The 16,790-nt window shown below is 64.3% G+C and carries 13 protein-coding genes; 1 reads left to right on the forward strand and 12 read right to left on the reverse strand.

Translation table 11 applies throughout. The annotated features are described in order from the left end of the window. Positions 1–91: 91 nt before the first annotated feature. Together Q0L57_RS32115 and Q0L57_RS32120 are read right to left on the reverse strand one after the other, a co-directional pair. Positions 92–2,254: an amylo-alpha-1,6-glucosidase gene (locus Q0L57_RS32115; RefSeq protein ID WP_296747115.1), complete on the reverse strand. Its 2,163-nt coding sequence runs from the start codon at positions 2,252–2,254 to the stop codon at positions 92–94. 36 nt (positions 2,255–2,290) lie between these two features. After that, on the reverse strand, positions 2,291–3,349 hold the full coding sequence (locus tag Q0L57_RS32120) for a glycosyltransferase family 4 protein (RefSeq protein WP_296747116.1): 1,059 nt from the start codon (positions 3,347–3,349) through the stop codon (positions 2,291–2,293). 179 nt (positions 3,350–3,528) lie between these two features. On the opposite strand from Q0L57_RS32120, the gene Q0L57_RS32125 reads away from it, so the two are divergent. Next, positions 3,529–4,734 (forward strand): ROK family transcriptional regulator, encoded by a 1,206-nt coding sequence (locus Q0L57_RS32125; RefSeq protein WP_296747117.1) that lies wholly within the window; start codon positions 3,529–3,531, stop codon positions 4,732–4,734. Positions 4,735–4,831: 97 nt separating this feature from the next. On the opposite strand, the gene Q0L57_RS32130 is transcribed toward Q0L57_RS32125, so the two are convergent. The 10 genes from Q0L57_RS32130 to Q0L57_RS32175 all read right to left on the reverse strand — a co-directional run bounded on the left by Q0L57_RS32130 (position 4,832) and on the right by Q0L57_RS32175 (position 16,614). Then, the gene (locus Q0L57_RS32130) at positions 4,832–5,629 is read right to left on the reverse strand and encodes an ABC transporter permease subunit (protein WP_296747118.1); all 798 of its coding nucleotides are present in this window, start codon (positions 5,627–5,629) and stop codon (positions 4,832–4,834) included. Positions 5,630–5,631: 2 nt separating this feature from the next. Then, positions 5,632–6,489: a 2-aminoethylphosphonate ABC transporter permease subunit gene (locus Q0L57_RS32135; RefSeq protein ID WP_296747119.1), complete on the reverse strand. Its 858-nt coding sequence runs from the start codon at positions 6,487–6,489 to the stop codon at positions 5,632–5,634. Next, positions 6,482–7,627, reverse strand: coding sequence for an ATP-binding cassette domain-containing protein (locus tag Q0L57_RS32140; RefSeq protein WP_296747120.1), 1,146 nt, complete (start codon positions 7,625–7,627; stop codon positions 6,482–6,484). Before Q0L57_RS32140 ends, Q0L57_RS32135 begins: the two co-directional genes overlap by 8 nt. A gap of 31 nt (positions 7,628–7,658) precedes the next feature. Further along, positions 7,659–8,690, reverse strand: coding sequence for a 2-aminoethylphosphonate ABC transporter substrate-binding protein (locus Q0L57_RS32145; RefSeq protein ID WP_296747121.1), 1,032 nt, complete (start codon positions 8,688–8,690; stop codon positions 7,659–7,661). A gap of 259 nt (positions 8,691–8,949) precedes the next feature. Beyond that, a complete protein-coding gene (locus Q0L57_RS32150) occupies positions 8,950–9,960 on the reverse strand; it encodes a 2-hydroxyacid dehydrogenase (protein WP_296747122.1) in 1,011 nt (336 codons plus the stop codon). 1 nt (position 9,961) lies between these two features. Then, the gene (locus tag Q0L57_RS32155; protein WP_296747123.1) at positions 9,962–11,308 is read right to left on the reverse strand and encodes an aspartate aminotransferase family protein; all 1,347 of its coding nucleotides are present in this window, start codon (positions 11,306–11,308) and stop codon (positions 9,962–9,964) included. 7 nt (positions 11,309–11,315) lie between these two features. Beyond that, entirely contained in the window at positions 11,316–12,434 is a 1,119-nt protein-coding gene (locus tag Q0L57_RS32160) for a TIGR03364 family FAD-dependent oxidoreductase (RefSeq protein ID WP_296747124.1), read from the reverse strand. A gap of 7 nt (positions 12,435–12,441) precedes the next feature. Beyond that, complete coding sequence (phnY, locus tag Q0L57_RS32165) at positions 12,442–13,896, reverse strand: phosphonoacetaldehyde dehydrogenase (RefSeq protein WP_296747125.1); 1,455 nt, start codon at positions 13,894–13,896, stop codon at positions 12,442–12,444. 220 nt (positions 13,897–14,116) lie between these two features. Continuing rightward, positions 14,117–15,379 (reverse strand): phosphonoacetate hydrolase, encoded by a 1,263-nt coding sequence (gene phnA, locus Q0L57_RS32170; RefSeq protein ID WP_296747126.1) that lies wholly within the window; start codon positions 15,377–15,379, stop codon positions 14,117–14,119. A gap of 32 nt (positions 15,380–15,411) precedes the next feature. Continuing rightward, positions 15,412–16,614 (reverse strand): 2-aminoethylphosphonate--pyruvate transaminase, encoded by a 1,203-nt coding sequence (locus tag Q0L57_RS32175; RefSeq protein ID WP_296747127.1) that lies wholly within the window; start codon positions 16,612–16,614, stop codon positions 15,412–15,414. Between the last annotated feature and the right edge of the window lie 176 nt (positions 16,615–16,790).

The raw sequence follows: 16,790 nt of genomic DNA on the forward strand, positions 1-16,790 counted from the left end.
CCCAATTGTTGAACGCGGGGTTACACAGCTCTGCTCAAGCGCGGGTTGCAGCAAAATCCGGGATGGTTTTCCATCCGGAATTGCAAAAAACCTAGCTCCGCACGATCAGCGGCACCATGCCCTCGTGCCGGTCGGACAGGAAGGCGACGACGCGGTCGCCGACACGCTGGAACGAGAGGTCGACAGATTTGTCCCCGACGGAGAGATGCCGGAGCGTGAGGGTGTCGATGCCGATCGGCAATCGCGGACGCGTGACGCGCAATTCGCCTTGCCAGCCATCGATTTCCAGGCCGACACAGGCCTGCATCAGCATGAAGGCGGAGCCGGCCGACCAGGCCTGCGGCAGGCAGGCGACCGGATAGGCGATCGGCGCCTCGCCCGGCGCCCGGGTGAAGCCGCAGAACAGCTCCGGCAGCCGCATGTTGAAATGAACGGCCGATTCGAAAGTGCCGCTCATCAGCCGCACCACGCTCTCGCGCTCGCCATAGCGCGCAAGGCCGACGCCGCAGAGCGCGGTGTCATGCGGCCAGATCGAGCCGTTGTGGTACGACATCGGATTGAAGAATATCTCGTCGTCGGCAAGCGTCCTCAGCCCCCAGCCCGAATGGAAGGAGGCCGACAGCAACTGGTCTGCGACGATCTTGGCGCGCTCCGGATGCGGCAGCCCGACATAGAGGAGATGCCCGGCGTTCGACGCCCGCACCTTGCAGGGCTGGCCCTCACCGTCGATGGCCAGGGCATAGAAGTTGAGATCGTCCATCCAGAAGTCGCGCTCGACCGCGACCCGCATTTCCTCGGCGCGATTTTCCCAGCGCTCGGCCTCGGCGAATTCGCCGCGGCGGCGCGCCAGCGCGGCAAGGCCCCGATAGGCGGCGAAAACGTAGCCTTGCACCTCGACCAGAGCGATCGGCCCCTTCGGCATGCGTCCGTCGGCGTGGAAGACCGAGTCGATGCTGTCCTTCCAGCCCTGGTTGGAGAGACCGGACTCTGCAGCACGCTGATAGGTGACGAAACCCGTCGCCTGGCTTGCCTCCTCCATCCACGCGGCGGCCGCCTTGAGCGATGGCCAGAGCGTGTCCATGAAGGCCATATCGCCGGTGCGGTCGGCATAGGCGCAAGCAAGGTGAATGTAGAGTGGGGTCGTGTCGACACCGCCATAGTAGCGACCGAAGGGAAGCTCACGCAGCGCCGCCATCTCGCCCTTGCGCGTTTCGTGCATGATCTTTCCCGGCTGGGAATCGCTGAAGGGTGATGTCTCGGTCGCCTGGTGCTCGGCCAGAAACGCCAGCACGCCGCGCGCCAGGCCTGGATTGAGCCAGAGCATCTGCAAGGCAGAGATCACGCCGTCGCGGCCGAAGGCTGTCGAGAACCAAGGGATGCCGGCATAGGGATAAGGCCCGGTCGGGAGGTCGGTGGTGAGCAGCGCGACGTCGGCGCGTGCTCGCTCGACCCAGTCGTTGAAGACGCGGCCAGAACTGTGCAGCGTCGCGCCGTGCCGGCGCTTGGCCCGCATGCCGAAACGTGCGCGAGCGGCCGCCGCGCGGAAGCGGTCGCGTCCGGGCGTGTCGGCGACCTCGGGACCGACTTCGACGAAGAGCACCTTGCTGCTGCGCTTGGTGACCGCAATCAGGAAATCGGCCCGGCTGTCGCTCAACTTGTCTGGACCTTGCGAGAAAGAAATCGCGGACCGGCGCGGCAATCCGTCGAGACCGTCATAGCCGAGCAGCACCGAAGCCTTCTCGGTCTTGGCGACATGGACGGTTCCCCGCTTCGTCCGTGTCGAGCCGCGCACCTCGAACATGTCGCGGAAATCGGCGGCGAAATGCAGCGAGACCATGACGGTGGAATGCTCGCGGCTGTAATTGGAAAGCCTGATGCGCTCGAACAGCCTGTCCTGCCAGATCAGCCTGACACGCTCGATGTGGATCGCGCCCTGAGGGATGTCGCGGCCCGCGGCGCTCTGGATCGGCAGGTTGGTCAGGTTGGAGGTGAACAGCACATTGTCCTGGCTGAGCGATGCGCCGAGCAGCGACATCTGCCTGCCGCCGACGGTCATGCGGAATTCGGAAAGGACGCGCGTGTCATCCCGAAAGAAGCCGTCGCCGGCGCCCCTGATGTCGCCATATGCGTCGGCAACGGCAAAGCAGTCACCCTGCTTGAGAGCAAACAGCCGATGCGGTTCCCGCGGCCCCATTTCGTCGAGCGAAGCAAGGGCTACGGCGGGATCGAGCTTGCGCTCGTCGAGCTCCATCATTCGTCACCTCTTCGTTTGCCCGCCCGAAGATGAGCTTCAAGAGGCTTTCGCCTCCTGGGTGTCGATCAGGCCCATATAGGCGGCCAGGTAATCGCGTGCCATTCTCTGGACCGAAAAGCGCTTTTCGAAGACCGCTCTCACCTGGCGCCGGTCAAGCTCGAGAAGGGACGGTATCGCCGCAACCGCGCTGTCGATCGTATCCACGACGAAGCCTGTAATGCCTGGGTCTATGATCTCCGGCAGTGCGCCACAATTCCAGGCGATCACAGGCGTCCCGCAAGCCATGGCCTCGACCGGGGCAAGGCCGAAGGGTTCCGGCCAGTCGATGGGGAACAGCAGGCCCGCCGCGCTGCCGAGAAACTCGGCCTTCTCGTTTTCCTCGATCTCGCCGACATAGTCGATGCGGTCGCCATCGATCAGCGCTTCGATCTCGTCATGGAAATAGGCGCGGTCGTCATCGCCGATCTTGGCCGCCAATTTCAGCTTCAGCCCTGAGCGGCGGGCGATCTCGATGGCGCGGTCCGGCCGCTTGTCGCGCGACAGGCGTCCGAGGAAAGCCAAATACGGCTCTTCCGCCGACGCGTCATAGGTCGGCTCATAGGCATCAAGCGGGAGGCCGTGGTGGATCGTCGCGATCCAGTTGGCGTCCGCCAACCCCTGCCTCTGGCTGTGCGAGATCGAGATCATCGGAAAACGCGGAAAGCGCCTGTAGGCCGGCGCCAGGTCGACATAGTCGAGCCGGCCGTGCGGCGTCGTCACCGTTCGACCCGCCATGCGCTCGAAAAAAGGAAAATGCACGAAATGGCTGAGATGGAAGTGGATGACATCGAATTCACCGGCCCGCTCGCGCACATCGGCAAGCATCGCCAGATGTGCCGCGATCTCCGATTTCTTCGGCCGCGGGTCGAGACGCATCGCCTGATCGCGCCCCGGCACCAGCCGGGCCGATGTCTGGCTGTCGCCGCTCGCGAACAACGTCACATCATGCCCCAGTTCCACGAGCGCTTCGGTGAGATAGGACACGATGCGCTCGGTGCCGCCATAAAACTTCGGGGGGACGGATTCATAGAGCGGCGCGACATGGGCAATGCGCATTGTTTCCCTCAGACGTTGACGGGAAGCAAATGCGTCAGCCGCGAGATCGTTCCTGGCCGATTGCTCACGGGCGCCGACGATCATGGGTCGCGACGTCGCCACGACTCATGTCCATGTAATCAAATCAACTTGATTTTCTAAAGCGATATCATACGCTCGCCTCGGCTGGTAAGTACCTCATGACGCTCAAGAAAGCCATCTCCGGCACCAATCTCGAACAGGCGAAATCCCACAACAGACGCGTGGTGATCGAGGCGATCCGCACCAATGGCACGCTTTCGCGGGCGGCGATCGCAAGGTTGACGGCGCTGTCGTCACAGACCATCTCCAACATCGTCGAGGAGCTTGAGAAAGCGGAGCTGCTGCGGCCGGAAGCGACGTTGAAAGGCGCGCGCGGTCAGCCGGCTGTCCCCTATTCCATCAATCCCGATGGCGGCTATTCGATCGGCCTGCAACTCGACCACCAACTCGCCGTCGGCGTCGTCACGGATCTCTCGGGCACCATGCGGGCCCGGATCGAGCGACCGGTCGACCGGCCGACGCCGACCGAGGCGATGCCTTTGCTTGCCGAGATCTGCGGCGACCTGATCTCGACATCCAAACTCAGCCGGACCAGGCTGCTGGGCATCGGCATGGCGATGCCAGGGCCTTTCGGTGTCGAGGGCATGACCTCTGTCGGTCCGACAGCTCTGCCCGGCTGGCAGGACTTCCCGGTGGCGGAGGAACTGGAGCGGCTAACCGGCATCGCCGTTACCGTCGAAAACGATGCCACGGCCGCCGCCATCGGCGAGCGTCTCTATGGCGTTGCCCGTAATCTCGGCAGCTTCGTCTATCTGTTCATCGGCACCGGCCTTGGCGCCGGTCTCTTTCTCGACGGCCATCTCTACAAGGGCAGCCGCCACAATGCAGGCGAGGTCGGCCACATCATCGTCAGGCCGAATGGCCTGCCCTGCGGCTGTGGAAAGCGCGGCTGCCTGGAACGCTATGTCTCGCTGCGCGCCGCTTATGAGAAGCTCGATCTGCCGGACCCCGACCATGCCTCCCCGGATCTGCTGGAGCAGTTGCTGGCAAGTGGCGACGGCCGTCTGGAGGCCTGGCTGGCGGAAGCGGTCGAGCCGCTTCGCCAGGCGATCGACGTGCTGGAGCTGGCGCTCGATCCGGAAACCGTGGTGCTCGGCGGCTTCATGCCGCTGCCGGTTATCGAGGCATTGGCCAGCCGGCTCGAGCCGTTGCACCTCTCGGTCAGTTCGACCAGCGCCCGCGCCACGCCGCGCGTCATCGTTGGCGCCGCCGGCAAGGACACATCCGTCCTCGGCGCGGCAGCGCTACCGATCTTTTCGGAGACCAATCCGCAGTTCGACGTGCTGCAGAAGCCGCTCGGCTGATCCGCCATGGACGCCGGATTTCAGCCGGTCAGCTCATCCAGCCGGCTGGCACGGCCAACTCCATCTGTCGCTTCTTCTCGCGTACGAGGCGTCGACCCTACGAGCCGGTCGCGCGGGCAGTGATGCGCTCCAGCCCGAGCAGCAGCGCCAGCGTCGCGACGACGAGGATCATCGTCAGGGCCGCGCCCGCGAAGATGTCACCCCGGTCGGTCAGCGAGAAGATCGACACCGGCAGCGTCACCCAGCCCGGCGGATAGACCATCACGGTTGCGCCGAGCTCGCCCATGGAGAGCGCGAAACTCAGCCCGAAGGCGGCGACGAGATAGGGCGCGAGCAACGGCAGCGTGACATGCCACAGGCGGTAGCCGGGCCGCGCCCCAAGGCTGGACGCTACCTGCTCGAAGTCCGGCGACAGTCGCGCCAGGCCCGCCGAAACGTTGCCGAAGGTGAAGGCCGAGATCAGCACGAAATGCGCGATCATCACAATGGCTATCGTGCCGTTGAGCAGCAGCGGCGGCTGGCTGAACGCAACAAGCAGCCCGAGGCCCACAGACACGGAAGGCACCGCGCTCGGGATGAAGAACAGCAGGCCGAGCGGTCGTTGCAGCGCAGCGCCTTGAACACGAAGCGCAAGCGCTGCCCAGGCGCCGCTGACCAGCGCAAGGGCGCTGGCGGCAAAGCCGGTGATAAGGCTGGCCTTGACCGAGTCGCCGGCCGCGCCCTGCACGACGTCGCCATAATGCGCCAGCGTCAGGGTGCTGGGCAGCACACCGTTCCACTGACCGGCAAGGCTGGAGAGCAGGATGACGGCCAGCGGCGCCAGGAACAGCACGCCGAACAGCAGCGCGAAGACGGCCCAGATGACGATGCGACCGGATTTCGACCAGACCAGCATGGCTATGCTCCGAGCCGGCCGGCCGCGAGCCGGTAGAGGCCGAACAGCCCGAGCGACAGGGCAATGTTGACCAGCGCGATGATGCAGGCGACCTGATAGGCCGACTCCTGGATCGCCTTGCCATAGATCAGCAGCGGCAAGGTGATCACGCCCTTGGCCCCGATAAACAGCACGATGCCGAACTCGTTCACGGTCAAAAGCAGGCAGAGGCTGCCGCCGGCGATCAGCGCCGGAACGGCCGCCGGCAGGATCACCTGGCGCACGATGCGGAACGGACGCGCGCCGAGCACGCTGGCCGCTTCGATCTGGCCGCGATCTACCAGCGAGAAAGCAGCCAACAGCGGGCGCAGGATGAAGGGCGTGTAGACGGTGACCTCGGCCAGCACCACGCCCCAGGTCGAATAGAGGAAATCCACCGGCGGCGTCGGCAGCGAGAAGACTTCCATCAGCCCGCTGTTGAGCATGCCCGCGGAACCATAGAGGAACGTGAAGGCAAGCGTGACCAGGAATGTCGGCAAGGCGATGAAAGTGTCGATCAGGCGAGCGACGAAGCTGCTGCCCGGAAAGGGCACAAAGGCCAGTATAAGTCCAAGCACAAGGCCGACGATGAGGCACCCGGCGGTTGCCGCGACCGAGATCGTAACCGTATTCAGAAGCGCGTTGAGAAAGAAACGCGCATGCAGCACGCGAAAGAATTCGGCGGCATTGGCCATACCGCTGTCGTCGAGGAACGCTTGCCGGGCAATCAGCGCCAGTGGGTAGAAGAACAACAGCGCCAGCAGCGCCGTCGGCGGCACGATCCAGACCCCGCCGGGCAGTTTTCTGACCACCGGCCTCGGAAGAACGGCAGCCTCAGACACGGGCGTCTTCCGGAACGAGCGAGGTATCGCCAGGCGTGAAGAAGAGCGGCATTGCAGTGCCACGTTCGGGCAAGGATACCGGCAGCCTGGTCGCAGAGACGCGCACCGGGGTGCCGTCGACATCAAGCACGAGATGGGTCAGTTCGCCCTGCCAGTGAACTTCCTTCAGCGTGCCGACGATCTTGTTCGAATGCTCCTCGTCACCCGTGAGGCTGAGATGCTGCGGCCTGATGCAGAGCAGGGTCTTGTCACCAGGCTTCTCGCCGCGCGCCGCGCCGGCCAGAACGGCATCGCCGAGCCTTGCCGTGGCAAGACCCTTGGGCCCCGCGGCCTCCGCGACGGTCACCGGTAGAAGGTTGGCGCGGCCAAGGAACTCCGCCGTGAAGCGGTTCGGCGGCCTGCGGTAGAGCTCGCCAGTCGGCCCGTGCGAGGACACCCGACCGTCGCGCATGATCGCGATCTTGTCGGCGAGCGTCAGCGCTTCGGTCTGGTCGTGCGTGACGTAAAGGATCGTCAGCCCCGGCAGGTCGCGGTGCAGCTTGGCGATCTCCTCGACCATGTTGCGCCGGATCTGGGCGTCGAGCGCGGACAGGGGCTCGTCCAGGAGCAGCACGCGCGGTCTGACGGCAAGCGCCCGGGCGATGGCCACGCGCTGCTGCTGGCCGCCCGAAAGCTCGCGCGGATAGCGGCGGGAGAAGCCCGACATGCCGACGGTGGCGAGCGCATCCTTGACGCGCTCGGCGATCAGCGACTTGTCGGCGCCCTGTGCCTTCAGGCCGAAGGCGACGTTGTCCTCGACCCGCATGTGCGGAAACAGCGCGTAGTTCTGCACCACCATGCCGAGCCCGCGCTCATAGGGCGGAAGATCGGTGACATCGGTGGCACCGATACGGATGCGGCCGCTGGCCGGCCGCACGAAGCCGGCTACAGCTCGGAGCGCCGTGGTCTTGCCGGAACCGGAAGGACCGATCATCGCCAGGATCTCACCTGGAGCAATGTCGAGCGTCAGCGGATGCAGAACGACATGCGCGCCATAGGCGACGCTGACCTTGTCGAAGTGGACGTTGGAGCCGGCGCCGCGAATTTTCGCGGCGTCGACGTCCACAACATTGCTTCCCGTGAAAGCGGGCACCGACATGGCTGGTCCTCCGGATCTGGTCACCAGGAGATCAACTTCCGGTCGCTTCGTTCCACTTCTTGACATAGTCGGGCAACTTCTTCAGCGCCTCGTCCCAGTTCGGCGACCAGACCGTCACGCCCTTCATGGTCTCCTCCAGCTTGGAGAAGTTGGCGTCGGTCGGCTTCACGTCGCTACGCGCAGGCATGCCGAGCGCGACCGAGCTTACCGTCGACTGGGCCTCCTTGGACAGCAGGAAGTCAATCAACTTCTTGCCATTGTCGGCATTGGGCGCGCCCGTCACCAGGCCGATTTCATAGGGCAGCGCGAAGGTCGAGCGCGTGCCGTCCGGACCAGCCGGCCAGAACACCTTGATGTTGGGATTGTCGGCCATCTGCGACATGTTCATCTGCAGGTCGCCATTGGCAACATGCAGTTCGCCCTTGTTGACCAGCGCGGTCAGCTTGCCGGTGGAGGCAGAAGGACCGACATTGTTGTCCTGCAGCTTCTTCATGAAGCCGAAGCCTGCATCCTCGCCGCCAAAGGCGTGGATGATCTGCAGCATCACGGCCGTGCCGTCGCCGGCCTGGCCGGGGGTCGAATACTGGATCTTGTGCTTGAACTTGGGGTCGAGCAGATCGTCATAGGTCTTGGGCGCTTCGGACAGCGCGGCGCTGTTGTAGATGAAGTTCATGTAGTTGTTGACCAGCGGCCGGTACTTGTCGGTTCCGCCATCGATCTGGGCGGCTGCCTCGGGCTTGTAATCCTGCAGCAGGCCGTCGGCCGCGGCGCGCTGGATGAACGGAGGCAGCGTGACCAGCACGTCGGCCTGCGGATTCGACTTCTCCTTGGCGACGCGCTCGACGACACCGCCGGAGCCTGCCTCGATATACTGCACCTTGATACCAGTCGCCTTGGTGAAGGCCGCGAACTCGGTTTCGTACCAGCTGCCATTGCCGTCATGCAGGCCGTCGGCCGAGTAAATGGTGACGACACCGTCAGCCATCGCCGGCCCGACGAGCGCGGCCGAACCGGAAAGCAGCGCGGCAAAGGCCGCGATGAGGGTTAAGTTACGTGATTTCATGGTCAGTTTCCCCTTTGGTGGAAGGCACATTCTGCGATGCACTCAAACCAGCCGCCCTCGGTTGCAAACCTGGCGAAGCCGGCTGGGCATTTCCTCTTTCTCGGACTTTGGGGATTGGCTATCGATAAGTAAAATCTATTTATTTTATAAAGCTCAAGATTTTTCTGATATTTGTCATCAAGCTGTCGCAGCAGCATCGCGAACGCATTCCGTCGGCGACCGGAGCGTCGCGCGACAGGCCTGGATTGGATGGCAGGCGTCAGCCGAAAACGACGCCTGTCGTCTGGGCGCGCAGCCTGGAGTCCAGCGAGCGGATCGTCACCGGCTTTCCTTCCAGGATTTCGAAGCAGCGGGCGAGCGTGTCTTCCTCAAGCCGGCGCATTGCTTCGACTGTGAAGAAGGTAAGGTGCGGAAATAAAATGACATTATCGCGTCCGAACAGCGCGCTCATCGGATGGCCGAACGTCGACAGCGGCTCCCGCGAATAGACATCGAGGCCTACCCCGCCGATACGATTACCGACGACAGCCTCGACCAGCGCCGCTTCGTCGATCAGCGCCCCGCGCGAAACGTTGATCAGGATTGCGGATGACTTCAAACACGCAAGCTCGGCCCTGCCGATGAGGCCGCGCGTGTCGTCATTCAGCACGCAATGAATCGAGACGAAATCGCAGGCGCGAAGCATGCCGCGCAGATCGTCGATCTTCTCGATGCCGGCGGCATGCATCGTCGCGGCGTCGACATTGGGATCGAAGCCGAGAACGCGTGCGCGAAACCCCTGCCCGGCCATGCGCGCCATGCTGCGCCCGATCCTGCCGCAGCCGACGAGGCCGAGCGTGGCGCCGGAAATGTCGCGCCCGAGCCAGCCCTGCTCCGGCCAGATCCAGCCATCCCGCGAAACCGCGGCCGTGATCGCCGGCAGCCGCTTGGCCAGCGCGATCATCAGTGCGAAAGCGCCTTCGGCGACAGTCTCTTCGGCATATTCGGGCACGTTGACGACGGGAATGCCGCGCCGCATCGCGGCAGGGATGTCGATGGCATCGATGCCGACGCCGTATTTGACGATGCCCTTGAGCTTGGGCGCTGCCTCGATGACGCGCGCGGTGATTGGCGTGTAGCACATCAACACCAGATCGGCGTCGGCTACAGCCGCCATAAGATCGGTTTCCGGAATTCCGTCCGGCAGCGTCACGAGATCGACCCCGGCGGCGCGCAGGCCGGCGTCAATGCCTGGGCATTCAAGTTCCCTGTCGGTGCGGACGGCCTTCATGTTAGCCGGCAAGCACAGCGGCCTCGACAATGCCGAGCGCCTTGTCGAGCTCGGCTCGGCCGATGATCAGCGGCGGCGACAGGGTGAGCACATTGCCGGCGCTGATCTTGAAGCTCAGGCCTTCCTCAAGGCTGCGATAGTAGACGCGCTCGGCGAGTTCGCGGGCAGGCTTGTAGGCTCCACGTTCCTCGACCAGCTCGACGCCCATCATCAGGCCGCGCCCGCGCACCTCGCCGACATGCGGGCTTTGGTCCATCAGGCCGCGCAGGCGATCCATCGCGTAGGTGCCGAGCTCGGCGGCGCGCTCCGCCAGTCCTTCCTCGCGAATGATGGCTATGGTGGTCAGCGCGGCGCGCGTCGTCACCGGGTTCTTCTCATGCGTGTAATGGCCGATGGCGAAATCGCCGGCGACGTCGAGGTCGCGGCGCGCGATAACCGAGGCGATCGGCAGGATGCCGCCACCCAGCGCCTTGCCGAGCACCAGGATGTCCGGTGTGACGCCGTCATGCTCGTGCGAGAAAAACCTGCCCGTCTTGCCGAGGCCGGTCGGGATTTCGTCGAAGATCAGCAGCGTGCCATGGCGGTCGCAGGCTTCGCGCACCGCCTTCCAGAATCCGGGTGCGGGAACCAGGGGCGTCGCCCGCATCGGCTCCGCCACCACGGCGGCGAAATCGCCTTCGCGGCCAAGCACATAGGAGATCATGTTCGCGCAGGCGCGCGCCGAATCCTCGAGGCTGTCGTGGCCGTAGGCGCAGTTACGGCTTGCCCATGGCGCGACATGCTCGGCCCCGGTCATCAGCGGCCCGGCGATCTGCGAGCGGAACGTCGCTTCGCCTCCGACGCTCGCGGCCCCGAAGCCGGCGCCATGAAACGCATCCCAGAAGGACAGCGTCTTGAAGCGCCCGGTCGCCGCGCGCGCGACTTTCAGAGCCACCTCGATGGCGTCCGATCCGCCGGTGGTGAAGAGCACCTTCGACAGATCGCCGGGCGCAAGCGCGCCCAATGTCTCGGCCAGTTCCACCGCCGGCTCGCAGGCGAAGCGGCGCGGCGCGAAGGAGAGATCGTCGAGCTGTTTCTTGATCGCCGCGACGAGTCGCGGATGGGCGTAGCCGATATGGTGGACGCTGTTGCCGTGGAAATCCATGTAGCGGCGCCCGGCAAGGTCCTCGATCCAGATGCCTTCAGCCTTGGCTATGGTGGATACACAGGGGCTCGACAGGCTCTGATGCAGGAACGCGTCGGCGTCGCGTCGCAGCAGCTCACGCGAGGCCGGATCGTTCTGCCGTGCATTCCACTCCTGTCGGGCCTGCGCCGTGTTGGATTCGCCCTCGGTGTGGATGACGTTCATTTTTTCCTCAAGCGCCGAACAGGTCCGCGACCGTCTCCTCGCCGATGGCAAAGCCGGTGCTTGCGCCGGTGCCGCTGGTCACCATGACAAGCCTGACGTCCTCATGCGGCGCGTCGCGAAAACTCTCATGATTGGAAGCCGATGCATAGGTCCCGGTCCAACGCGCCTGGACGGCGGGCGTAGCGCCGCCGAAGAGCTTGGCGAATTCAGCGAGGATCATGGCATCGACCGCCTCGGAGGCGAACGGATCCGGCGTCGGTCCATAGTGATGGGAATCGCCGATGACCAGCGATCCGTCCGCGCTCTGGACGACAATCAGGTGGACGCCGTTCTCCAGCGCCGGCGCCACCTCGCCCTGCAGCCGGCGGCGCAACGAGGCGGCTTCCGGCATGGCCGCATAGCCGGCGTAGCGCAGCAGGCTGAGATCGGAGACCAGCGCTGAGGACAGCTTGAAGCCCGGGTTGGCCAACCTCAGCATCTGCAGCTTGCAGCGCCGCACGCCGTAACTGCTGACCTGCTCCGGATAGAGCGTCGCCAGGTCATCGCCCGGGCAGACGACGACCTTCTTTGCCCGCAGAGTTCCATGGCTGGTTTCGACCGAAGGGGGCGCTATCGCGGTGACGGCGACACCAAAACGGAATTCGACGCCATGGCGCTCGGCGAGGAATGAAGCCAGCTTCGGCAGCACTTCCCGCGACTCGACGCGCAGTTCGAACGGGCTGTAGAACCCACCGACGATCTTGGAGGCATCGAGGCCAGGCTGGTGCGCAACCACCTCGCTCGCGGTGAGCATCTTGCAATCGCCAGCGTCAGCCTCCGCGCTGAACGCTTCCAGGACCGCCAGGGCTTCAGGCCGTTGTGCCGCAACCAGCTTGCCGCGATGCAGGATTTCTATGCCGGCCTTTTCGGCAAGGTCGAGCCAAGCCGCGCGCGTGCGTTCGGCGCGCCGGCGCGATAGCCCAGGCTCCTGGCCGCTGACCACGACAAGGCCGAAATTCCGGATCGAGGCTCCGTTCGCCTGGGCGTCGCGGTCTATGACAACGACCCGCAAGCCGCGTTGCGCGGCGGCGAAAGCATGCGCCAGGCCGACGATGCCGGCGCCGACAACCACAAGATCATACTGCATGCTCAATTCACCACGGCAGCGAGAAGGTCTTGACGTTGGTGTAGCTCTTCATCGCCTCGATGACGCCTTCCTTGTAGCCGTTGCCCGAGTCCTTGATGCCGCCGAACGGGCTCATTTCGATGCGGTAGCCGGGCACTTCCCAGATGTTGACCGTGCCGACTTGCAGCCCGGCTATGTATTTCTGCATGCGCCGGAAATCGTTGGTGCAGACACCCGAGGAAAGCCCGAAGGCCGTGGAGTTGGAAAGTGCGATCATCGCATCGTCGTCATCCGGGGCACGGATGATCGGCACGATTGGGCCGAAAGTCTCCTCCATGACCAGCTCCGACGCATGCGGCACGCGATCGACGACGATCGGCGGCAGCAAGGCTCCCTTGCGGCCCGGATCGTAGAGCACCTCCGCCCCCTGTTCCGCCGCCATATAGACACGCTTTTCGAACAGCGCCGCCGCCTTCTCGTGCACGACCGTGCCGAGCTCGGTAGCGCGGTCCATCGGGTCGCCGAACTTCAGCTTCCTGGCCCGCTCCAGCACCAGGGGAACGAAGCGGTCGGCGATGCTTTCCTGGACAAGGATGCGCTTGACCGCCGTGCAGCGCTGGCCCGAATTCTTGGTCGCGCCGAGCACGGCGAGTTCCGCGGCCTTTTTCAGGTCGTCATCGGACAGGTCGTTGAGCACGATCAGCGGATCGTTGCCGCCGAGTTCCAGCACCTGCCGCTTATATCCGGCCTTCGAGGCAATCAGCTTGCCCACCGGCACGCCGCCGGTGAAGGTGATCAGGTCGATGTTCGGGTTAGTGATCATCTCGTCGCCGATGTCCTGCGGCCAGCCGGTCACCACAGACAGCATCTCGGGCGGCAGTCCGGCCTCGTAGAGGATGTCCGCCAGCACCAGGGCCGTCATCGGCGTCAACTCGGTCGGCTTCAACACCACGCAGTTGTTGGTGGCGATAGCCGGCGCGACCTTGTGCGAGACCATGTTGAGCGGATGATTGAAGGGCGTGATCGCGGAGATCGCCTTCAACGGTTCGCGCGTGGTGAAGATCTTGCGCTGTTTGCCGTGCGGGGTGAGGTCGCATGAAAAAATCTGGCCGTCGTCCTGGATGCACATCTGGCCGGAAAGCGTGAACACATCGAAGGCGCGGCCGACCTCGTAAAGCGAGTCCTGCTTGGAAATGCCGAGCTCAGAGGTGATGAGGTCGGAGAGCTCTTCCTTCCGACTATCGAGCAGTTCCGCAGTCTTCAGGAGGATTCTCTGGCGCTCATAGCGCGTCAGTTTCGGCTTGAACGCTGCCGCGATCTCGAACGCCTTTCGGGCATGCTCAGTACGGCCCGCCGGCACCGTGCCGACCACCGCGTCGTTCCACGGATAGCGCACTTCGACGACACCGTCAGCGTCGACCTTCTTGCCGGCGATGCGCATCGGCTCGTGGCGGACCTTGATGGAAGAATCGAGTTGGGTCATGGGGGTCGTTCCATTATTGATATGTCGCGGGGTCGACCCCCACTCCGGCCCTTCGGGCCACCTCTCCCCCGATCGACGGGGGAGAGGAAGTCAGGTCGGGGTAGGCGCTTGATCCCTCACAGTCCAAAAACGCCGCGAAAGTCGGCTTGGCGCCCTTCCTCTCTCCCGTCGATCGGGGGAGAGGTGGCCCTAAGGGCCGGAGTGGGGGTCGACATCGGGCTCAGCCCGCCGGCAGGGTCGCGGCCGTCGTCGCGTAGTGGAACGCATCGAAATTGCGCAGCACCGGCTCGTTGGGCAGGTCCGGCAGCACGCGGTTGACGATGAACGGCACAGCCTGTTCCGTCAGGCCGCCATGCGAACGAAGCGGTTCGTCGAGCGCCGCCAGGTTGTGGCGATGCGCGCTGGTGCCGATCGTCATGTTCTCGCCCGAGATCATGATGATGTCACCCATGCGGTCCTCGGGAAGCTCGAAGCGGGCGCAGCCCTCTTCCCGGCCGACGACCAGGATGATGTCCTTGACCTCACGGAGCTTCGCCATGATCGCCTCGCGGTCGGCTCCCTTTGGCAGATACGCCGTTGCGAAGGAGCCGAGCGCGCCGTGATGCACCACATAGGGGTCGGTGATCGGCAGGATGACGCGGGCCGTGTCCTTGCCCAGCCATTCGTCCAGCAGATCCTGCACATAGACGACAGCAGGCGAGCCGTCGGCGAGATGCTTCGGCTTCATGCCGTGGTCGGCGGTGACGACGATGGCAGCACCCAGGGCATCGAGTTCGGCAAGGTATTTGTCGAACATCTCGTAGAAGGCGTTCGCCTGCGGCACGCCCGGCGCGTATTTGTGCTGCACATAGTCGGTGGTCGTCAGATACATCACGTCGGGGCGGAATTCCTTCAGCAGCTTGACGCCTGCGGCAAAGACGAATTCCGACAGCTCTGCCGAATAGACTTCCGGCACCGGACGGCCGAGCCACTGCGAGGCGTTGTCGATGCCGTTGGCGGCCTTGGTCGTGGTGTCCGACTTTTCCGACGAGAAGCACACGGCGCGGCCTTCGTCGTGGCCCAGGCCGTGTCCAAGCAAAGCCCTGAGCTTGTCCTTGGCGGTGACGACCGCGACCTTCGCGCCGGCGTCGTAGAACGCCTTGAAGATGGTCGGCGCGCGCAGGAACTTCGGATCGTTCATCATCACCTCCTCCCCGGTTTCCGGGTTGTAGAGGTAGTTGCCGCAAATGCCGTGCACGGCGGGCGGACGCCCGGTGGCGATCGAGAGGTTGTTGGGGTTGGTGAAGCTCGGGATCACGCTGTGGGCGGTGCGCACGGTGCCCTTTTCCTTGATCCGGACCAACGCCGGCATCAGGCCGGCGCGGATGGCTTCGTCGAGATAGGCCGGCTCACAGCCGTCGAGGCAGATCGCGATCGCCGGCACGCGCGGCCAGGGATAGTTTCGTCCATTCGCGGACACGGAAACGGGGGACATCTGGTTCATCGGGGGCCTTCCAGGCGTTCGTAGTTGTTTCTTCAGGCGGCAAGCTTGGCGCGTTCCTCGAGCGCGGCACGCGGTGGCGCAGCGCTCGCCACGCCCATTTCGGCAAGCGACTGGCGAGCAGCCTCGACGACACGGCGCATGACGTGCTCGTCCATGCGGCCGATGCAGCCGACGCGGAACGATTCCACCACCGTCAGCTTACCGGGATAGATGATGAAGCTCTTGGACTTCATCAGTTCGTAGAAGCGGTCGAACACGAACTTCTCGTCCGCGGGGCAGAAGAAGGTGACGATGATCGGCGACAGCCAGCGATCGGAAAGCAGGGTTTCGAAGCCGAGCTCACGCATGCCCGCCACCATGACGTCGCGGTTTTTCGTGTAGCGGGCGCCACGACCGGCAACGCCGCCCTCGGCCTCATGCATCTTGAGCGCCTCGATGAAGGCGGCCACGACATGCGTCGGCGGTGTGAACCGCCACTGCCCAGTCTTTTCCATCGCCGCCCATTGCGCATGGACGTCGAGCGACAGCGAGTGGCTGCGGCCCTTCGCGGCTACAAGCTCGGTCTTCCTGGCGATGACGAAGCCGAAGCCGGGCACGCCCTCGATGCACTTGTTGGCCGAGGACACCATCGCCTCGTAACGGATCTCGTTGACGTCGAGCGCGATGGCGCCGAACGCGCTCATCGAATCGACCAGGAGCTTGCGGCCCCTAGCCTGCACAGCCTGCGCAATCTCGGCCAGCGGATTGAGGATGCCTGAGCTGGTCTCGCAATGGATGGCGATGACATGCGTGATCGACGGGTCGGCGTCGAGCGCCGCGGCAACCTCCTCGCCACGCGGCGGCAGGTAGTCGCCCTTGTCGATCAGCGTATGGGCACGGCCGAGATATTGCATGGTCTGGGCGGCGCGCAGGCCGTATGCGCCATTCGCCAGGACCAGCACCTTGCCATCCTTCGGCACGAAGGAACCGAGCATGGCCTCGACGCAGAAGGAACCGGAGCCCTGCATCGGCACGCAATCGAACTCGTTATTCCTGTCGCCGGTCAGCGCCAGCAGCCGGCGTCGGAGATCGGCGGTCATGGCGCGGAAATCGCCATCCCATGATCCCCAGTCGCGCAGCATAGCCTGCTTGACCGCGTAAGCAGTGGTCAGGGGTCCGGGCGTGAGCAGGTAGGGTTCTCCGAGCGCGGGGGCCTCGAAACCCTCGACCGGGGTCAATGTGGTTTCGGCTCGCATCGGTCGTTCCTCCAAATGGGCATTTGTCATGCGCGAATTATCGCCAGACTCGATCTATTTGAAAAATCGTTATTTTGTATTCGAATATAAATTCAACTGATACATCGCGAGGTGCGTGCCATATGGCCTGGCAACGCCCGACCGCGTGAGTGGCGGATAGTGGTTCTTGTCGTGGT

The organism is Mesorhizobium sp. (assembly GCF_024509055.1).
Classification (GTDB): domain Bacteria; phylum Pseudomonadota; class Alphaproteobacteria; order Rhizobiales; family Rhizobiaceae; genus Mesorhizobium.